Raw genomic sequence first — 18,670 nt, forward strand, 5'->3', positions numbered from 1 at the left:
ATCTATATAATTATTCAGTCGTGATCATGAATGAAGAATAATCCGGACTCAAAAGAACTCGACAGCCGCTACTTTATGCAGGCATTTAAGCGCAATCTGAAGATCGTAAAGGGCAGCGGCTCATATGTCTGGGATGATGAAGGGAAGAAATACCTCGACTGTGTTGCAGGCATTGCTGTATGCAGTACGGGACACTGCCACCCAAAGGTTGTTGAGGCGATATGCAGTCAGGCAAAGGAGCTGATTCATGTCTCCAATTTATATTATGTACCCAACCAGGGTGAACTTGCAGAAAAGCTTGTGGAGATCTCCGGGCTTAAAGGCGGACGGGTGTTTATGGCAAACTCCGGTGCAGAAGCCAATGAGGCAGCCCTGAAGCTTGCAAGGATCAGAACCGGCAGGAGTAAGTTCATCTCGTTTAAGGATGGTTTTCACGGAAGAACCTGCGCTTCCCTTGCAGTGACCCACAAACCGGCTATACGTGAGCCTTTCGGGCCGCTTCAGCCATATTGTGACTTTACTGACTATGGTGATCTTGAAGCCTTAACAGAACTGGCCGACAGGGATACAGCAGGCATTTTTGTAGAATGTATCCAGGGTGAAGCAGGGGTTATTCCCGCACCTGAGGGCTTCCTTAAGGGAATCAGGGACATCTGTGATGACACCGGAGCGCTTATGATTACAGATGAAGTCCAGACCGGAATGGGACGTACAGGCAGCTGGTTTGCATACCAGAATGCCGGAGTAAATCCGGATATTGTCTCCATGGCAAAGGGTATTGCAAGCGGTTTTCCGATGGGTGCAATTGTTGCACGTGAGGGTTTATCATTCAATCCGGGTGAGCATGGCAGCACCTTCGCCGGCGGGCCGATAGCATGTGCGGCTGCGCTTGCAACCATTGAAGTGATAGAGGAGATTCTCCCGCAGATTCCGGAGAAGTCGGAGAGGTTCAGAAGCGGCCTTGCTGCTTTAAATCCGCGTGTAAACGGGCTTATGATCGGTATATCTGCCGGTGAGGAGAAATGTCCGGGAGTGCAGCAGAGATGCCAGGAGAAGGGCGTTCTGGTCAACTGTGCAGGGCATGGCAATCTGAGGATTGTTCCGCCGCTGACAATCTCGGACAGTGAGATTGATAGTGCTGTTGAGGCGATTAATGCGTCATTTGATTAGGGATGTTTATTCAGGCGGAGGCTATGTCTTTGCAACAAAAGCAGCAGACATAGCCCGCAGTGCCGGTTATGCCAATCCTGCAAAGCTTGCCAGCAATGAAAATCCTTACCCTCCCTTCCCTAATGCAGTAAGGAAGGCATATGGTGCCCTTGAGGTCTGCAACCGGTATCCTGATGAGAAGATGAGGGAGTTAAAGGATGCACTTGCAGCGAGGCATGGCGATTACACATTCGTAACCGGAGTTGGTATGGATGGCGTAATTGAGACCACTTTAAGGGCACTTATAGATCCGGGTGACAGAGTTTCGGTCTCAGTCCCTACATTCTCCTTTTATGGCCTTGCAGTAAGGGCGCAGGGCGGAGAGTTTGTCGGTATCGGAAGGGAGGATGACTTTACTGTTGACCCTGAGGTTTTCATCCGGAAATCTAAGGGCTGCAAGCTTTCATTTCTCTGTTCTCCGAATAATCCTTCCGGGACAGTGACACCTCCTGAAGTGGTTGCGGAGATTCTTGAGGGCATTGACGGGTTGCTCTTTTTAGACAATGCGTATGTTGATTTTTGTGATACTGATTACCGCTCTCTTATGAAGAAATATGACAACCTGATAATCGGGATGACGATGTCAAAGGCATATGGGCTTGCAGGTATGCGGGTTGGCTATGCCTTTATCCCTGAATGGTTTGAGGAGTACTATAACCGGGCGCAGACACCTTTTGTTATGAATTCTGTATCTGCGGCAGCGGCTGCGGGAGCTCTTGAAGAGCCTGCATATATTGAGGGTTATGTATCTTCTGTCAGGGAGTGGCGGAAGAGGTTTGAGACTGAAACCAGGTTTAAGGCAGTGCCGGGTGGTGCAAACTTTGTGATGTTCGATGTCTCCCCGTACAGGGGTGATGAAATGGTTGAGATGCTTGCAGAGAAGGGAGTTATTGTCAGGTCATGCACAAGTTTTCCGGGACTGGGTGATAACTACATTCGTGTCAGTATAGGGGAAGACTGGGAGTGTGAGAGGTTTTTAGAGGTGTTTAACCCGCTATGATGGCTGCTGTAACCGGTACTCCGGGAACGGGCAAGTCAACTGTTGCCGGAATTCTTGAGGCACGCGGATTTAATGTTATAAGGCAGAATGATACAGTCAAACCCTATATCCTTGAGAGAGACTCTGAGAGGAATGCAGATGTCATTGATGAGGATAAATGGTATGAGGAGTTTGGGAAACCCGATGCGGTTGTTGAAGGCCATCTGACACATATCCTTGATGCAGACAGGGTTGTTATTTTAAGGCTCAGGCCCGATATTCTTTCACAGCGTCTGAGTTCGCGTGGATATCCGGAGGAGAAGGTTCATGAGAACCTTGAGGCTGAATGTCTGGATTCAGTACTGATTGAAACACTTGATATACATCCGGAAGAACATATTCTGGAGATTGACTGTACTTTTCTGACTCCTGAAGAGACAGCAGATATTATTGAAGAGTTTCTGGCCGGAAAAGTGGGTTATTCCTTTGGGAATACTGACTGGTCGGATTATATAGGTACATTAGTATGACACTTGACAGCTTCAGACCAAAGGTAAAGGGAATTATTGAACCTGTGGCGAGATTTTCTGTCCGTATTGGCCTGAGGCCGGATACGTGCACAGTTATCGCTTTCATTGCTTCAGTGATTGCCGGATATGCTTTTTATATCTCAGCTGTATTTGCGGGTGTGATATTTGTCTTCCTTAATGCCTTTTTTGATGCTATTGACGGAGCTATTGCACGTGAGATGCATACTGCAAGCCTTAAAGGGGACTTTCTTGATCATGTCCTTGACAGATATGCTGATATCGTGATGATCTGCGGAATCTTTGCAGGCAGCCTTGCACCCTGGACGGTAGGGGTTTTTGCGCTTACCGGCGTAATTATGTCGTCATATCTCGGCACTCAGGCACAGGCTGTTGGTGCGGGCCGTTTCTATGGTGGAATTTTAGGGCGGGCCGACAGGCTTGTTCTGACAATAGCAGCAGGGTTAATATTTATGGCATTTCCGGGTTATATTGCCGGTCTGAATGCTTTTGGCTGGCTGATGGTTATATTCGGAGTTCTGGGGCATTTTACAGCTATTCAGCGTTTTATTCATGTCTGGAATAATATCTGATGTATCTGTCCTGTAAATTTCACTTAATTTACTATTTTGTAAATATAACATATTTTTAATATGATTGGAATTGATCTTTAACTCAGGCAAAGGTGTTTTTGATGGGGTTTTGATTATGAAAAAAATAGCTATAGCTGCGCTTGGGGAAGGAACGATTGCTGATGAGGTTTCACCTGTCTTTGCAAGGTCACCGGTTTTCTGTATTGCTACTGTAATGTCCGGAGATCTGGTCAGTCTTGAGTCGGTAAAAAATTCTGCCGGAGATATTCCCTGTAGTGCAGGTGCTATCTCGGCTAAGGCTCTGGCAGATCTCGGTATTGACTCTGTGATTGCCGGAGATTTTGGCCCGCAGTCCTGTGGTGTCTTCAGGGAGAGCGGGGTTGCTGCTTATGCTGCCAGTGGCTGCAGGATCTCTGAGGCCCTTGAGAGATACCTTGCCGGAGATCTCTCGTTATATGATTATTCATATATTGCGGATGGCGATTTTTCCGGCAGAAGTGATGTTTCAGGCTTTTACTTTGGGCGCAGGGGTGCGAAACATGCCCAAAGGTCTCATGTCTGTGGCAGGTGCGGCTATATTTCTGGAGATATTAAGGAGAGAGGGGATAAATGCCCCAAATGTGGTCTGATGTCGCTTTGATTTTTTCCTTTATCTTCAGTTTTTTCTGCTCAGAATATTGAGGATATTTTCAATATAACAGAGTTCTCCTTCAATTCCGGTTATTGGTGCGTTGTGGAGTGATATCTTCTCCCTTGACGGGAAGGTTATCCCGAAGAATTTAGCTTTGGGGTATTTTACAGATTCAAATGACGATCCAATGATGAGATCAGGTTTTTCGTGGTTAAGAATCTCTGTTATGGTCTTCAGGTCATTGACGTAATCTTTTCTGTATCTATTGTGCTGATCTTCAGATTTTTTGTTGTATTCCGGAATTTTATCCGGCCTGTGGTCTTCAGGTGACAGATTGTTTCTGAGTCCTGTGTACAGTATATTGGCATCCAGATAATTCTGAAATATTTCTGCTGTATATCCGGCATACCCTTCCGTTGCAAATATTGCAGTTGCCGGCGGGTCGTGTTTTCTTAAGAACCGGTCACAGGCTTTGATGATATTCTCTTCTGCGCTCTCAGCCTCTTCCAGTACTTTATCCGGTCTGCACTGCGGGATCAGCTCTCCGAGTGCTTCAAATGCCCTGATGGTATTCTTTATTCCAAGCACAGAGTGGCTGTGTCCGGCACCCGATACTGCGTAATCCGGGTTTGCTGTAATGCTGAAGTCAGAAGGGTTTTTTACTGAGTCGTAACTGTCAGATGAGAGGATTGCCTCAACAGGCACTTCTGCAAGTGAGAGCAGCCTTCTGCATTCGTTTAAGTTTCCGGCATGGAAGGGATCAATGGAGCAGATCCCGTCTATGTTCACCCCTTCTCTGCCGGCATCCGGTGTTATTCCGATGGCTTCTGCTGCTTTTTTGTATCCGTAATCAAAATCGCCACAGTATCCGGGCAGGTCAACGAAGAGGGTGTCATAGTCGCTGAGAAAGCCGGTTATGTCGTCACCTGTGAGTGACGGCACGCATGTATTGATGACCGCGAATTTATCGTATATGCCGGAGAGGCCATCTATTATCTCTTTTATGCGCTCTTCTGTGCCGAATATAATTTCATCCTGTACCAGAAATGTGCTGCTTAAGGGATCAGGTATAGCGAGTTCGGCAAAGTAATAGCATCCGCTTGAACCGTTTATGACTACTCCGAGATCTTTAATTCCGGCAAGGAAGGATGCCGCACCGACCATGGCACACGGCCAGAGGGGGTTGAAACATGCGTTATGGCCGGTATTATCATTATTCTGCATGTCTGAGAAACCTCCTCCACTGGTGAAGCATTCTTTTTATGCCTGTACTCCCAACCGGCGCTGAGAATGGTATGGGAATTTCAGTGCCGTCATCATCCACCTTTATTCCGAAATATTCTGACATCTCATTGAGGATGTCATAATCTGCATTCTGAAAGCCGAATGAGTCAAAATTAATTGTTCTGCCCTTTATGTCACTGAACTCTTCAATGATGGACTGCTGGTATTTTCTTTCTTCTGCAAGAGCATATCCGGGATTGAGATCTAACTTTTCCGCGACTTTTTTTATGAATTCTATAGAGCCTGTAAATCCGGCGGGGAACTCTTCTATATATTTCAGGCCGGTTTTTTGGGTGAAATGGTCTGTTATGGTGTCCGGAAATTTTTCGCGGAATATATTCAGATCCGCGCTTTTCATATTCTGTATGTCGCTTACTGATGTGTGCCTTGCAAGGCGCATGTTGATTCCGACATTGAGGAGTTTTAGGAGTCTCTTTACTTCGGCATAGTTTTCGTCTATGTCAGATTCGAGGTTTTTCTCTCCGATTATGTTCACAGACGGAATTTTGGTTTTGCTTTGTTTTTTTGTTTTTTTGAGAATGGCGTTTTCATCTTCGGCAATCAGGGCGGAGACTGCGAGAAGTGCCTCTTCAAATCCGCTGGTAAATGATCCGCCGAGGAATCCTGCGGTGTTTACCGGAATTACGGGTATGTCCGTATATTCCCGGCAGACTTCTTCTATGCTGTCCCCTATCGTTGCGGATACGCATGTGCCAAGGACAAATACTGCCTTTGGGTTGTATGTGAGTGCCTTTTCTATAGCTTCTGCAAGTTTTTTTTCCCCGCCGAATATTATGTCGTTTTCGTTTATTTCGCTTGAGAGTATGAAGGGTATGTCAAAATAGCCGTTGTACATCAGGGCTGAGTAAAAGAATGCTGATGACTGGTGGGTACAGCCTGACGGGCCGTGTATTATTGTTATTGCGTCATCAACAAATGCGGTTATAGATAGAGCGCCCTGTATTGTGCAACCTTCATGCCTTGATATATCTGAGTGCGAGGTCTTCAAGTTCATCCATCTCAAGGGGGGTAGGTGTTTTGTCTGCCGCAGGTCTGTTATTGATTATTTTATCTGCAAGTTCTCTGTACACTTCTGCCTGTTCTGATTCCGGCGCGTATTCAAGAACTGTTCGTTTGTTTACCTCGGAGACTCTGACGGTTTTGCTTCTTGGAATGAAGGCTATCATCTCAGAGTTTATGCTCCTGGCAAATTCCTCCACCAGTTCTCTCTCGCCCTCTATGTTGGCTGAGTTGCAGATGACTCCGGCGAGTCTGCACCGGTTCTTTGACCGCTTTGACAGTCTTGCAATAGCCTTGCAGATGTTGTTGGCGGCGTACAGTGCCATGAAGTCTCCGGAGGTAACCAGATATACCTCCTGAGCGTAGCCTTCACGCATAGGCATTGCAAAGCCGCCACAGACGACATCGCCAAGAACGTCATATACGATGATGTCACCGTAGAGTGCTTTGAGCTTTTCGAGGAGCTGGAAGGTTGCTATGATGCCGCGTCCGGCACAGCCGATTCCGGGTTCCGGGCCGCCGGCTTCTACGCAGCGGATGTTGTTGTAGCCTTTGTGGACTATGTCTTCTGTTGTCAGGTTCTTCTCGCCGTTTTCCCGAATGAGATCAAGGACTGTTGGTATCCATTCCCCGCGCATGAGCATCCGGGTGCTGTCATGTTTTGGGTCGCAGCCTATCTGGAGGATATCGAGTTTTTTTTCAGATAAAGCGGCGGAGAGGTTTGCTGAGGTTGTTGATTTTCCTATTCCGCCTTTGCCGTACAGGGCGATCTGTTTCATTGTATATTGGTTTGTTTTGAAAGGGAAATATGGTTGTTGGAATTGTTTAATATCATAAGGTAGCAGTTGCTTAAAGTATCATTATTGTCATATTTGTCTGTAGGTTAACTCAACAATGTCAATAATCAGTGATTCTGTAAAGATAATGCGCTATCTTTTCAGCCCTTTTAAGAAGATAATTGCTCTGTATCTAATAGCTGTTATTATTTTGAGTTTTTTGGAAGTATTCAGAATTTCGCTTGTATATCCAATAATTAATTACGGTCTTGGCGTTGAAAACCAACCAAAACTTCTGGATGCATTTTATGATTTTCTTATTCCTTCATCGGTTGATCCGTTTCTGGCAGCTGCATTTCTGCTTCTTATAACTACACTTATTATTGCAGGGTTTTATGCGGTTGTTGCATACGCTGGAGCATATCTTTTTGCAACAGTTCGTGATTCACTGGACAGAAGGGTTTTTGATACAATACAGAGCAGGCCGTATAGTTTTTTTGCGTCAAAAAAACAGGGGGATCTATTATATATTGGTCAGGGTGCTGTTACAGAGTCTGGCATGGCCATAAATCAGTTTGTTGAACTTTTAAGAAATGCATTGTTGTCACTGTTATACCTGTTATTTTTATTTTATCTTTCATTCTGGCTGACTATTGGTGTTATGGTTCTTGGTGCAGTATATGCATTTTTTGTAAAACAGCAATTATTTTCACGTGTTTACAGGAATAGTGGTGAACTGAATAGATCATTGATGGAAAAATCAGTTGTTTACCAGGAGTTTATTTCCGGAATCAAAACGATGTTCATAACCGGTTCAGTCGGAGTCTGGAAGAAAAAGTATGAATCTTCAATAAACAGTCTCTTAAAAGCATATTTAAATGTAAATGCATTGTCCAAAATCCCGTCCATTGCGAATGATTTTATAATGTTCTCAATCATTGCGCTTGGTGGGATACTTCTGTATTTTTTCACAGGTGGCAACTTCATTCCTTATATTGGAATATTTGGTACATTCATGCTTGCATTATATCGTCTTGTACCTTCCCTGACTGCTGTACAGAGTAATTTGTCTGCTCTGGTGCAATACCTTCCTGCACTTGAGATGGTTTATAATATTCTGTCTGAGGATGAGTTGAACAAATCTCGATTGTCGGATAATTCAGGTAAATCACAAAAATTAAAATTTTCGTTTGAGAAAAAAATTGAATTTCATGATCTTTCTTTTAGATATGATAGTACAAAAGAAAATACTATTCAGAATCTGTCACTTGAAGTAAATAAAAATACTAAGGTTGCTATTGTTGGAAGTTCGGGTTCCGGGAAAACTACAGCTGCAAATCTTCTTGCACTTTTATATAAACCCTCATCCGGAGGAATATTTGTTGATGGTGTGAATTTAAATGATATTGATCATTCTGATTATCTGCGCCATTTGGGTTATATCGGGCAGGAAACTTTTGTTTATCATGATACAATAAAGGAGAATATCCGATTTGGTCTGGACTGTTCTGATAAGGACATAATCAATGCGGCAAAACTTGCTGATGCGCATGGTTTTATCATGGAGGCCGGAGAGGGATATGACACAATTATCGGGGATCAGGGAATAAAACTGTCTGGCGGTCAGAGGCAGAGAATTGCTATTGCGAGGATTATTCTAAGGAAACCTGAAATTCTGCTTTTAGATGAGGCTACAAGTTCTCTTGACAATATCTCTGAGCAGAAAATTATGGAGTCTGTTGAAAAATTATCTATAAATATGACGGTGATCACAATTGCCCATAGATTGTCAACAATTCAGAACGCTGATCTTATTTGTGTTTTAAAGGATGGGAGACTTGTTGAAAGCGGTTCGCATGAGGATTTAATGGAATTAAAAGGGGTATACTGGAATTTGTATCTGGGACAGAATGAGGATAAGGATATATCTTCTATGGATTGCTAAATAGATTACTACCCTTTCGCTGATCCGAGATCCTAAATCAGAGATTGATACAAATGTCCTAATTTGCCACACATTTCACCCAAAAAACATCTCAATTTCCAGAGGTGATAAGTAAAACCAGAATATCATCTTACTCTTTCATGAATAATAATTTCACCTATAATCTGGCACATATGGCCTTAATGTATAAAACAATCCCAAATCTAATGGTTTAAGGTTCAATTTGATCATTTGCCTTTTGAAATGGGCGAAAGGCCAGAGATTAATAAAATAAACAAAGAATATCAAATTAGAAAGATCATATATAATTAAAAGGTGTTACTTTGACTAAACAAGAAGAAATTTCCTGCTATATTTGTGGCAACAAAAAGTGCAGTCAAATCCATGATAATATAAGATATAATCTGTCCCCAAGACCTTTTCGATGTGATCAATGTGGATTTGTATTTATATACCCTAAAATGACTCCGGAAATTGAAAAAGAATTTTATGAAAAAACATATAGATCAGCGTATGATAATCAGGATGCCAAGGGTCTCTGGGAATCAAGTCTACCGGAAGCAAAAAGACGTGTTTCAAGATTTATGGATTTGTTTTCTACTGATTCAAAACTTCTAGAAATTGGATGTGCGTCCGGTTATTTTCTTTTTGAAGCAAAAGAACATGTGAAATCAGTTACTGGTGTAGAATTAACAAAAGATTATGTCAAATATGGAAGGGAAAAGGGATTGGATGTACGAGAATCATTGAATGATGTTCCAGACAATTACTATGATATTATTTTCATGTTTCATGTTCTTGAGCATATCGATGATCCAATTTATTTTCTTCAGGATTTAAAGAAGAAGCTGTCTCCAACGGGAAAATTAATAATTGAAGTTCCAAATGTTGAAGATGTGCTTGTTTCAGTCTATAGAATTAAAAATCATCTTGATTTTTACTGGGAAATTGCTCATAATTACTATTTCTCAAAAATTTCTCTGAAGCATGTGTTAGATCAGGCAGGATACCAGTCGGTAATATATCCATTACAGAGGTATGATTTATCTAATCATATGTACTGGATGCAATTTGGGAAACCCGGTGGCCAGGGGTATTATAATTCAATATTTACACCAGCACTTCTTGCAGAATATGAAAACAATCTGAAGGATAAATTCATCTGTGACACAATATACGCAATTGCGGAAAAAAATTGTGCGGGAACAGATCTGAAATAAAAAAGGCTCCTCGCTAAATTGCGTGGGTAATTATAACAGATTCTAATAAATCACTTTTTTTCATCAGGATTATGAAGCATTCCTTCAGTCAAATCACAGATTTACTGATTCATGACCTAATTTATGATTCTACCTATCAAATGTTACCCACTTGAAACAGTGAGGAGCCCAATTAAAGGAGTGAACTGTTCGCCAGTGTCTCTTTGTTCAATTGCTCCATTGATGAGACCTTCCAAGATCTTTGTAATTTTGTTCTTTTTACGTGCCATTATACTAAATTACCCAAATAGCTGTATATTACGCCCAACTTTGAACAGTACGACCGCACATTTTGTACACCCTGACCGTCGATTTTGAACAGTTAAAATACTGATCCTGAATACCTCTCTTCTTTAGATATTTACCCCCACTTTGCCATCGCTTCAGACGTCTCTATCGAGCCGTCCTTCAGCGAACAAAAAGGATGTATGATACATTGAATTTAGCCTGTGCAAAATAGTCCCTTGGTGTCAATTAGATGCCAAAAAGGAGCGTTTTGTATGAAAAACTACAAAGAGATTCTAAGACTGGAAAGTCTTGGATTAAAGAAAACGGAGATTGCAAAATCCTGCAACTGCTCACGAACAACGGTGGTAAATACACTGAAAAGAGCTAAGGAATACAATCTCGACTGGAACAAAGTCAAAGACCTAAGCAATGAGTCAATAGCAAAAAAGATCATGCCTTCCCATGCACCAAGTGTTTCCTATCAGATGCCGGACTATGAATATATTCACCGGGAGATGGCAAAGAGTGGTGTCACTTTGGGATTGCTCTGGGTTGAATACTGCGAACAGTGCCGCGAATCCGGTCTTATACCCTATAAACAGACTCAATTCAATAAATATTATCGTGACTTTATTCATAAAACCAAAGCTACCATGCATTTGGAGCATAAACCAGGCGAGATCATGGAAGTTGACTGGGCCGGACAAAAGGTAACAATATTTGATACAGATACAGGAAACTCAGTAAAAGTTTCTATTTTTGTTTCTGTTCTTCCATACAGTGGTTATGCCTACGTTGAAGGATTCCTCTCTCAGAATCAGGAGAACTGGATTACAGCTCATGTTAATTCTTACAGATATTTTGGTGGTGTAACAAGGATCCTTGTTCCTGACAACCTGAAAACCGGTGTAATCAAAAATACCGCAGATGAAACAATCATCAACAAAATGTACCAGGAACTTGCAGAGCACTATGGAACTGCAATTCTCCCTGCAAGGCCATACTCTCCAAAAGACAAGGCTACAGTTGAAAAATCAGTAAACACCGTATCAACATGGATACTTGCTGCACTTAGAAACCAGGAGTTTCTCTCACTGCGTGAATTCAATGAGGCAATCCATGAAAAATTAGTTGACTTCAACAAAAATGAATTCCAGAAAAAAGAAGGGTGCAGGGAATCCTGGTTTGAGGAAGAAAAGAATTACCTCATACCACTGCCGGAAAAACCCTATGAACCTGCCATATGGAAAACTGCCACAGTGCAGTACAATTATCATGTAACTGTCGAAAACAAGAATTACTCATGTCCATATGAATACATTAGGCATAAGGTTGATATTCGACTAACAGGGAGAATAGTAGAGATTTTTTACAGGGGCGAACGTATTGCTTCACATCCAAGGCTTAAGGGCCATTCTTCCCAGTATAGTACCCTTAAGGAACACATGCCGCCAAACCATCAGAAATACTCTTCCTGGAATGGAGAACGTTTCCAGAAGTGGGCCAGAAGTTATGGAATAAACACTCATGCTGTAGTCAATTATTTTCTTACACGGGATAAAGTTGAACAGCAGGGCTACAAATCCTGTATGGCACTTTTGAAACTTTCCGACAAATATCCACAACAACACATTGAAAAAGCGTGTGAACGTGCATTATCATATACTCCAAGACCGAGTCTGAAGAGTATCCAGACAATCTTAAGATCCAAGCAGGAGATTTTGCTTACTGAAAATGAATCCAAAGAAAAGGATACTTCCTCACAATATGCATTCACCCGTGGTTCTGATTATTACAGCGGAGATGATGATTGATGCTGGATGAAAATACACTCGGCAAGCTTTATGAGATGAGGCTGAACAGCATGGCACGGGATTTCCGTGAACAGCTGAAAGATAATTCATTTTCAGATATGCCATTTGAAGAAAGATTTGGGCTTTTGGTTGATTCAGAATGGCAATCCCGCAAAAACAGGAAACTGGAACTGCTTATCAGGAAAGCAGAGTATGTCTACCCACAGGCCTGTATTGAAGATATAAACTATGAACCAAGCCGTCATCTCGATAAAGGACAGATTCTAAGACTGTCGTTTTGTAATTACATTCCTGAATGCAATAATGTTATCATCCTTGGTGCTACAGGCACTGGTAAGAGTTATATTAGTTGTGCTTTAGGTGTGTCTGCGAATCGCAAATATTATTCCACAAAATACATCAGACTCCCCGATCTATTCGCTGAAATGGCAGTCTCACGGGGTGAAGGAAAATACAGAGATCTGATTAAAAAATATAAAAAAATAAACTTGCTAATTTTGGATGAATGGCTTTTAATGCCACTTTCACATACTGAAGCAAGGGATCTCTTAGAGATTATTGAAGCACGTTGTAAAAAGGGGTCTACGATATTCTGTTCCCAATTTGAAGTAAAAGGTTGGTATCAAAAAATAGGCAATGAAACTCTTGCTGATTCAATCTGTGATAGAATATCTCATAATGCCTATACCATTGTACTAAAAGGAGACTCTATGAGAAAATTAAATGGACTGAGAAAGGAAGAATTCGGGTTAGCTGATAAAGAATAAACCCACTTTTTTTAACTGTACAATATCTCCGTTTTAAGTGTCCAGAATCAGCGTTTTTAGCTGTACAATGTCTCCGTTTGAAGTGTTCAGACCAAAACGGTCACACTGTTCAATTGAAACGTTATTTACAAATAGCTAAAAAAGTGTACACTACTGCCAGTCATATTTTAAAAATATTAACGTCACTTCGTTATTTCATTAAAATATTCGATATACTGCTGAAAAGGATTTATTGAATGCAGTGTATATGTACACTGCCAGTATGTATTTCTATTCTCCACAAAAATGTCGTAATTTTGGAAATGAAGGATTTAAAAAAGAAATTGACCAATTTATTAAGCAGTAGTGTATTAAAAACTAGCAAAATGGGTAAATTATTATTCTTAATTCAACATAGTAATGTATGTTATCAATCAATAATTCGACACAGGTATTACAGGGTTCCGCAATGTGCGAACCAAGTGTCAAACTTGTGTTAAATATGGGGTCAAGGTAGCAAAACTAAGTTGTAATAATAGCTTTATCTTTGTTAATTTCTAGATATTGCCTCTCCTAAAAAAGCCATTCATGAACCCGCGGGTTCACAGATGGCAGATGAAACAAATGTTTCATAGGAGATAAATGGAGATTTTCAATTGATAATATCAATCTCTAAGACTGAAAATTGTCTAATATTATACCTGATTCTTGCAATATTCACCAATAAGGTGCATATCACACTGCCCTTTGCACTTAATATTAGAATTCAGGTTGAAATGATCCCATCGGAATTGTTGGTATTTTTCACCGTTCCATATATCAAACAACGATTCTTTTGAGACATCTCCAAGTATTATCTCATTATTAAAGTCTTCCATACACATGGCTGCTTCACCATTTGATTTAATTGTCATGGACATCCAAGGATGTTTACATATTTCAGACCAATGTACTGATGCAGTTCCATGATAGTCTTTTCTGTACCACTGCTGATCTTCACTTTTTAGATAGATATAGACATCTTTTCCTGCAAAGGCAGATTTTAATTTTCTAAAATCTTCCATCTGATCCGGCCTGTTGAGATCGAGCATAGTTATGATTATTGTTGTCTTATATCCAAATTCTTTTTTAATTGCAAGTAATTCCAAAATCTTTTTGTAAGAGTCTGAAAAATTTGATTCGTTACCCCTTATTTTTTTATGTGTTGTGTCAGACACACTTTCAAGTGAATATTTAATATAATCCAGATTGTTTTCAAACATTTCCCTGGTTACATCAATATTGATATTTGCCGGGTTGCAGCTGAAATAAGAAAAAAAATCTTTTTCATGCAGTAATCTGACGTACTCAGCCATATTTTGATCCAGAAGTGGATCTCCATAACCATGTAACTGAATAACTTTTGGAATTATATTGAGAAAAAAATGGTTTTCGCTCATATCTTTAGATGAAATCCCATATTCTGACTTGCAAAAGTACTCCCATTTATTCCATTCCTGCGCTGAAAATGGTCTCAACTGATCAATTATTCGTTCAAAGGTTTCCTTTTTTAGAGTTTTCACCGGCCTTGTCATCATTGTTGTCCGTGGACACATTTCACATTTCATATTACAGGCATTGGTAGTTTCGATATTGTACACAACCGGGACTTTGCTACGAAATTCTTCAAATTTTGCGAATAAATTATCTTTGGAAAATTTTTCGCCGGAATTTATCTTTTTCTGGATGTCACGTGCCTTCATATAAAAATTTATATCAAACATTATATTATTACCTCGATGAGAATTTTTCAATGACTTGAGATAAGATCTCCGCCTTTTTCCTTGCCAGATTTAAATCTCTGTAATTAGTTTTAAATTGCATCAAATGTGGCTGAACCTGTTCGGCTACAGGACACAATCCTGAATGATAATGAACATCCTTATAGATCCACGGGCATCGGGCCACAAATTTTCTTTCTGCGATTACAGGTTCAAAGTATGGTACTGCCCATGCACCATAGATTCCATCTCCACCGGCGTTAACATATGCCTTTCTGAATTCTTCCCACGTAACCCCAATACTCTCAAATCCATTATAGACTACTCCTAACGTGTAATACGAATTTGTATATCCTTCAGGTGTTTTTTGTGGAATTAAATAATCACAATGTTTCATAGTCTCAATGAAAATATGTGCCGAATCTATCCTTAACTGCACAAGATCCTCAATTCTTTCCAGTTGGGCCATTGCAATTGCTGCATTAAATTCAGACAGGCGGTAATTCCATCCCAAAGTGTCATGTCGTTTATAATTAGGACTCTGGAACGTATCCTGATTTAGTCGCACCCTGCCTTCGCTGGCTTTAAGATTTTTAAATCCGTGACCTCCAATTTTCCTTGCAGCTTCTGCATACTGTTCATCATTTGTAATCAGCATGCCACCTTCACCACATGAAAGGTGTTTGGTGTTTTCGAAACTATAACTGGCCATCTGTCCAAAAGTTCCGGCCATCTGTCCTTTATATGTACTTAATACACATTGAGCATTATCTTCAATTACTACCAAATCATGCTTTTTTGCGATTTTAAGAATTGGATCATAATCTGGGGGGAGGCCGTACAAGGAGACAGGAATAATTGCCCTTGTCTTATCCGTTATTTTTCTCTCAATGTCTTTTGGATCAATATTATAGGTTTCCGGATTTATATCAGCATATACAGGAACTGCATTTGCATGAATTGTTGCAGTACTATCCATTATAACCGTAAGGCCTGGTGAAATTACTTCATCTCCGGGACCAACACCTGCCGCTTCAAGTGCTGCATGCAGGGTGGATGTTCCAGAATTCATGGAGATGGCATATTTTCTTCCAATTTTTTTTGCAAATGCATCTTCCAGTGCCTGATTCCAATTTCCGGTAGTAGCAGACCAATTTTCTGAATTCAAAACTTTATTTATATATTTTAATTCATTTCCAAGATATTTAGATGGATTTTTATTATGGATCGTAATAGTCCTCCTCCATATTAGTCTATCTTTGTAATTAGTTAACTTTTATTCTTTTATCTGTTTACATTTAGAAGTTATACTTGACGCTCTTAGTAGATTAGATAACTCTTTTATTTATCATAATATTTAGGGACTAAAGTGCTACCATATGTTTATCAAAATGTGGGAGTAATATTTCTTATATATTGAATCAAAAGTAGCCAGTTCTATGATTCGATTGGAATATTTGCAAATAAATATTATGGTTGGATTAACTAACATTTAAAAAATAAAAATGATTTGAAAATAAGAGTTAAATTTCTTATTCCAGCAAAAATATCATTACAATTTCAGTTGTGAAAATAATGAACAGTTTAGATTCTCTTTATTTGAATAAAAAAGTTCTTGTAACAGGTGCAAGTGGATTTATTGGTCGGCATTTACTAGCTCGACTATATAATTCCGGCGCAAATGTTAATACAATCAGCAGGAAAAGGTGTGATTTCCAATTAGAGATCGGGCAATTCATTCTTGACATATGTGACGAAAAAGCCGTACGTGATTGTGTTCTGGAATGCCAGCCGGATTATATCTTTCATCTTGCTGCATACAAGGAGCGAAGTACTACAGTTGAATCACTTTATACTTCAATTGAAACTAATTTAATAGGTTCTCTAAACCTTTTCTCTGCTGCAAAAGATATGGGGTTGGTAAAATCAATTATAACTCTCGGTACTGCAGAAGAGTATGGGATCAATTCACTGCCTTTTTGTGAAAATATGAGGGAATCTCCTGCAACATCATATTCTTTCTCCAAATTGTGCGTTTCTAATTTGAGTGAACTCTTTTGGCGCCTCTATGATTTTCCTGTCACAATCATCCGTCCTACTCTTGCATATGGTCCGGGACAGGGAATAGATATGTTTTTACCTGCATTGATCATATCACTTCGGGATAACAAGAAATTTAATATGACATTTGGAAATCAGACTCGTGATTTTGTTTATGTTGAGGATCTTGTAGAAGCACTATTAGTATCTTCACAGACTTCTTTTTCCAAAGGCCAGATTATTAACATAGGGAGTGGTAAGACTGTTAAACTTTCAGAAATTGCATATATGGTCGAAAAAATAATGGGGAAGATAGGACTTGTTTGCCTTGGAGGGCACCCCTATAGAAATAATGAAGTCATGGATTATTATGTTGATATTAATAAGGCAAAAGATCTCTTGAATTGGAATGTCAAAACCCCCCTTGATGTAGGATTGCAGAAAACCATTGCTTACTATTGTGGAGAGAAAGAAGATTGAAGAAAAATATTCTCTTTTATTCGGATTGTGGATTCTTTGCAGGTTGTGAAAATATGCTTGCTAATTTTTTTAATGATAACTGTTTCACAGAAACTTACAATGTTTTGTTTATTTATCGGTGGACTCAAGAGTATCAAGAGGGATTTCATAAAAGAGTTTTCAATAGTATAAATCAAATTCCCCTTAAGCTCTATGATCATTATGATTTATATGATTCTGTGGATAAAATTCATTATAAATATATTAATAAAATACTTAAAATTGCTATAAATATTCTATTGCTTAAATATATTTTTCTTTTTTTTAACATGATCATCTTATACAAAACAATACGAAAACTGGATGTGGAAATATTACATATTAATAATGGGGGTTATCCCGGAGCATATAGCACCATTTCTATGGTTTTGGCAGCGAAATTGTATGGCTTAAAGCATATTGTGTACGTTGTTAACAATATTGCAGAAGATTATCGTTCGCCAGAACGATGGTTGGATTACATTTTTGACCGTATGGTGATTTGCATAGTGTCGGTTTTTGTAACAGGTTCTAATTTTGCAGGAAGTGCATTGAAAGATAATCTTCATATCCCTTCAAAAAAAATATTATCAATACCTAATGGTATTTCTCCTAGGGTTATAACTGAAACTCCAAAACAGGTTATTAAGAGACTAAACCTTCCCTTAGACAGGATGATCATTTCAGTTATTGCTGTCCTTGATGAACGTAAAGGTCATATATTTTTGTTAAAAGCATTATCTGAGATTAAGAAAAGTCATCCTCAAAATATGCCATATTGTATTTTCGAAGGAACTGGATCAGAAGAAGATTTTTTAAGGAAATATGCTCTGGAACAAAATTTAAATGAGGATATAATGTTTATTAGAAATGAACCACAGATCTTTAATCTCATAAATGCATCTGATTGTATTATTTTACCATCAATACGAAATGAGGATTTCCCAAACATTATCCTTGAATCTATGTTGTTAGGGAAAGCAATAATTGCAAGCAATATCTCAGGAATCCCTGAGCAATTGGATCAAATGAAATCAGGAATAATTGTAGAACCACGAGATATTCAGGGTCTTGCTAATGCAATACGATTATTTATTGAAGAACCTGAATTCCGAGCATCTCTTGGAGAAAATGCAAAAATAAAATATGGCACATTTTTTACGCATAAAAGGTCAATATGCAAATATTGTGATGTATATGATAGTTTCAATTAATATTAATTTATTTGATTGCTATGATGTTGGGTGGCAGATGAGAGGTTGTCCCCAAAATTTTAAAATATGATCTGGATTGTATATTTTGGATATACTATTTGGGTTGTTCAATAACTCTTTAATTTGTTGAATAAATTTCATCTAATA

General features: G+C 39.6%; 16 protein-coding genes. 11 read left to right on the forward strand and 5 right to left on the reverse strand.

What is annotated here, in order from left to right; all coding sequences use genetic code 11:
* Positions 1-30: 30 nt before the first annotated feature.
* From L6E24_RS09755 to L6E24_RS09775, 5 genes are all read left to right on the forward strand, one after another.
* Positions 31-1,170, forward strand: coding sequence for an aspartate aminotransferase family protein (locus L6E24_RS09755; protein ID WP_257741798.1), 1,140 nt, complete (start codon positions 31-33; stop codon positions 1,168-1,170).
* Positions 1,154-2,209, forward strand: a complete 1,056-nt coding sequence (locus L6E24_RS09760; RefSeq protein WP_257741799.1) for a pyridoxal phosphate-dependent aminotransferase — start codon at positions 1,154-1,156, stop codon at positions 2,207-2,209. The genes L6E24_RS09755 and L6E24_RS09760 overlap by 17 nt, the downstream gene beginning before the upstream one ends.
* The gene (locus L6E24_RS09765; protein WP_257741800.1) at positions 2,206-2,718 is read left to right on the forward strand and encodes an adenylate kinase family protein; all 513 of its coding nucleotides are present in this window, start codon (positions 2,206-2,208) and stop codon (positions 2,716-2,718) included. The genes L6E24_RS09760 and L6E24_RS09765 overlap by 4 nt, the downstream gene beginning before the upstream one ends.
* Positions 2,715-3,308, forward strand: coding sequence for a CDP-alcohol phosphatidyltransferase family protein (locus L6E24_RS09770; RefSeq protein ID WP_257741801.1), 594 nt, complete (start codon positions 2,715-2,717; stop codon positions 3,306-3,308). The genes L6E24_RS09765 and L6E24_RS09770 overlap by 4 nt, the downstream gene beginning before the upstream one ends.
* 115 nt (positions 3,309-3,423) lie before the next feature.
* On the forward strand, positions 3,424-3,948 hold the full coding sequence (locus tag L6E24_RS09775) for a NifB/NifX family molybdenum-iron cluster-binding protein (RefSeq protein WP_257741802.1): 525 nt from the start codon (positions 3,424-3,426) through the stop codon (positions 3,946-3,948).
* A 15-nt stretch (positions 3,949-3,963) separates the two neighbouring features.
* On the opposite strand, the gene L6E24_RS09780 is transcribed toward L6E24_RS09775, so the two are convergent.
* Genes L6E24_RS09780 through cfbC form a run of 3 tightly spaced genes read right to left on the reverse strand, consistent with a single transcriptional unit; the run spans position 3,964 to position 7,022 of the window.
* Positions 3,964-5,163 (reverse strand): nitrogenase component 1, encoded by a 1,200-nt coding sequence (locus L6E24_RS09780; protein WP_257741803.1) that lies wholly within the window; start codon positions 5,161-5,163, stop codon positions 3,964-3,966.
* The gene (locus tag L6E24_RS09785) at positions 5,153-6,238 is read right to left on the reverse strand and encodes a nitrogenase component 1 (RefSeq protein WP_257741804.1); all 1,086 of its coding nucleotides are present in this window, start codon (positions 6,236-6,238) and stop codon (positions 5,153-5,155) included. The genes L6E24_RS09780 and L6E24_RS09785 overlap by 11 nt, the downstream gene beginning before the upstream one ends.
* On the reverse strand, positions 6,198-7,022 hold the full coding sequence (gene cfbC / locus L6E24_RS09790; RefSeq protein ID WP_257741805.1) for a Ni-sirohydrochlorin a,c-diamide reductive cyclase ATP-dependent reductase subunit: 825 nt from the start codon (positions 7,020-7,022) through the stop codon (positions 6,198-6,200). Before cfbC ends, L6E24_RS09785 begins: the two co-directional genes overlap by 41 nt.
* A gap of 115 nt (positions 7,023-7,137) precedes the next feature.
* On the opposite strand from cfbC, the gene L6E24_RS09795 reads away from it, so the two are divergent.
* The 4 genes from L6E24_RS09795 (at position 7,138) to istB (ending at position 13,032) form a co-directional block, all read left to right on the forward strand.
* Positions 7,138-8,964, forward strand: a complete 1,827-nt coding sequence (locus L6E24_RS09795; protein WP_257741806.1) for an ABC transporter ATP-binding protein — start codon at positions 7,138-7,140, stop codon at positions 8,962-8,964.
* A 323-nt stretch (positions 8,965-9,287) separates the two neighbouring features.
* Complete coding sequence (locus L6E24_RS09800) at positions 9,288-10,184, forward strand: class I SAM-dependent methyltransferase (RefSeq protein WP_257741807.1); 897 nt, start codon at positions 9,288-9,290, stop codon at positions 10,182-10,184.
* A gap of 539 nt (positions 10,185-10,723) precedes the next feature.
* Positions 10,724-12,265 (forward strand): IS21 family transposase, encoded by a 1,542-nt coding sequence (gene istA, locus L6E24_RS09805; RefSeq protein WP_257741808.1) that lies wholly within the window; start codon positions 10,724-10,726, stop codon positions 12,263-12,265.
* Positions 12,265-13,032 (forward strand): IS21-like element helper ATPase IstB, encoded by a 768-nt coding sequence (gene istB, locus L6E24_RS09810; protein WP_257741809.1) that lies wholly within the window; start codon positions 12,265-12,267, stop codon positions 13,030-13,032. Before istA ends, istB begins: the two co-directional genes overlap by 1 nt.
* 674 nt (positions 13,033-13,706) lie before the next feature.
* Here the strand turns inward: istB and L6E24_RS09815 are convergent.
* Both L6E24_RS09815 and L6E24_RS09820 read right to left on the reverse strand, forming a co-directional pair.
* A complete protein-coding gene (locus tag L6E24_RS09815; RefSeq protein WP_257741810.1) occupies positions 13,707-14,774 on the reverse strand; it encodes a radical SAM/SPASM domain-containing protein in 1,068 nt (355 codons plus the stop codon).
* A 7-nt stretch (positions 14,775-14,781) separates the two neighbouring features.
* On the reverse strand, positions 14,782-15,939 hold the full coding sequence (locus tag L6E24_RS09820) for a DegT/DnrJ/EryC1/StrS aminotransferase family protein (RefSeq protein WP_257741811.1): 1,158 nt from the start codon (positions 15,937-15,939) through the stop codon (positions 14,782-14,784).
* Between the two features lie 407 nt (positions 15,940-16,346).
* On the opposite strand from L6E24_RS09820, the gene L6E24_RS09825 reads away from it, so the two are divergent.
* Positions 16,347-17,291: an NAD-dependent epimerase/dehydratase family protein gene (locus L6E24_RS09825; protein WP_257741812.1), complete on the forward strand. Its 945-nt coding sequence runs from the start codon at positions 16,347-16,349 to the stop codon at positions 17,289-17,291.
* The gene (locus L6E24_RS09830) at positions 17,288-18,523 is read left to right on the forward strand and encodes a glycosyltransferase family 4 protein (protein WP_257741813.1); all 1,236 of its coding nucleotides are present in this window, start codon (positions 17,288-17,290) and stop codon (positions 18,521-18,523) included. The genes L6E24_RS09825 and L6E24_RS09830 overlap by 4 nt, the downstream gene beginning before the upstream one ends.
* Positions 18,524-18,670 lie beyond the last annotated feature (147 nt).

The sequence above is a fragment of the Methanoplanus endosymbiosus genome, from assembly GCF_024662215.1.
GTDB lineage: Archaea > Halobacteriota > Methanomicrobia > Methanomicrobiales > Methanomicrobiaceae > Methanoplanus > Methanoplanus endosymbiosus.

Bases quoted from the DNA above. Each gene is read 5' to 3' on its own strand.
- L6E24_RS09815 (WP_257741810.1), bottom strand. From the start codon at position 14,774: ATGTTTGATATAAATTTTTATATGAAGGCACGTGACATCCAGAAAAAG.
- L6E24_RS09780 (WP_257741803.1), bottom strand. From the start codon at position 5,163: ATGCAGAATAATGATAATACCGGCCATAACGCATGTTTCAACCCCCTC.
- istA (WP_257741808.1), top strand. From the start codon at position 10,724: ATGAAAAACTACAAAGAGATTCTAAGACTGGAAAGTCTTGGATTAAAG.
- L6E24_RS09795 (WP_257741806.1), top strand. From the start codon at position 7,138: ATGTCAATAATCAGTGATTCTGTAAAGATAATGCGCTATCTTTTCAGC.
- L6E24_RS09825 (WP_257741812.1), top strand. From the start codon at position 16,347: ATGAACAGTTTAGATTCTCTTTATTTGAATAAAAAAGTTCTTGTAACA.
- L6E24_RS09765 (WP_257741800.1), top strand. From the start codon at position 2,206: ATGATGGCTGCTGTAACCGGTACTCCGGGAACGGGCAAGTCAACTGTT.
- L6E24_RS09770 (WP_257741801.1), top strand. From the start codon at position 2,715: ATGACACTTGACAGCTTCAGACCAAAGGTAAAGGGAATTATTGAACCT.
- L6E24_RS09755 (WP_257741798.1), top strand. From the start codon at position 31: ATGAAGAATAATCCGGACTCAAAAGAACTCGACAGCCGCTACTTTATG.
- L6E24_RS09760 (WP_257741799.1), top strand. From the start codon at position 1,154: ATGCGTCATTTGATTAGGGATGTTTATTCAGGCGGAGGCTATGTCTTT.
- cfbC (WP_257741805.1), bottom strand. From the start codon at position 7,022: ATGAAACAGATCGCCCTGTACGGCAAAGGCGGAATAGGAAAATCAACA.
- istB (WP_257741809.1), top strand. From the start codon at position 12,265: ATGCTGGATGAAAATACACTCGGCAAGCTTTATGAGATGAGGCTGAAC.
- L6E24_RS09785 (WP_257741804.1), bottom strand. From the start codon at position 6,238: ATGAACTTGAAGACCTCGCACTCAGATATATCAAGGCATGAAGGTTGC.
- L6E24_RS09775 (WP_257741802.1), top strand. From the start codon at position 3,424: ATGAAAAAAATAGCTATAGCTGCGCTTGGGGAAGGAACGATTGCTGAT.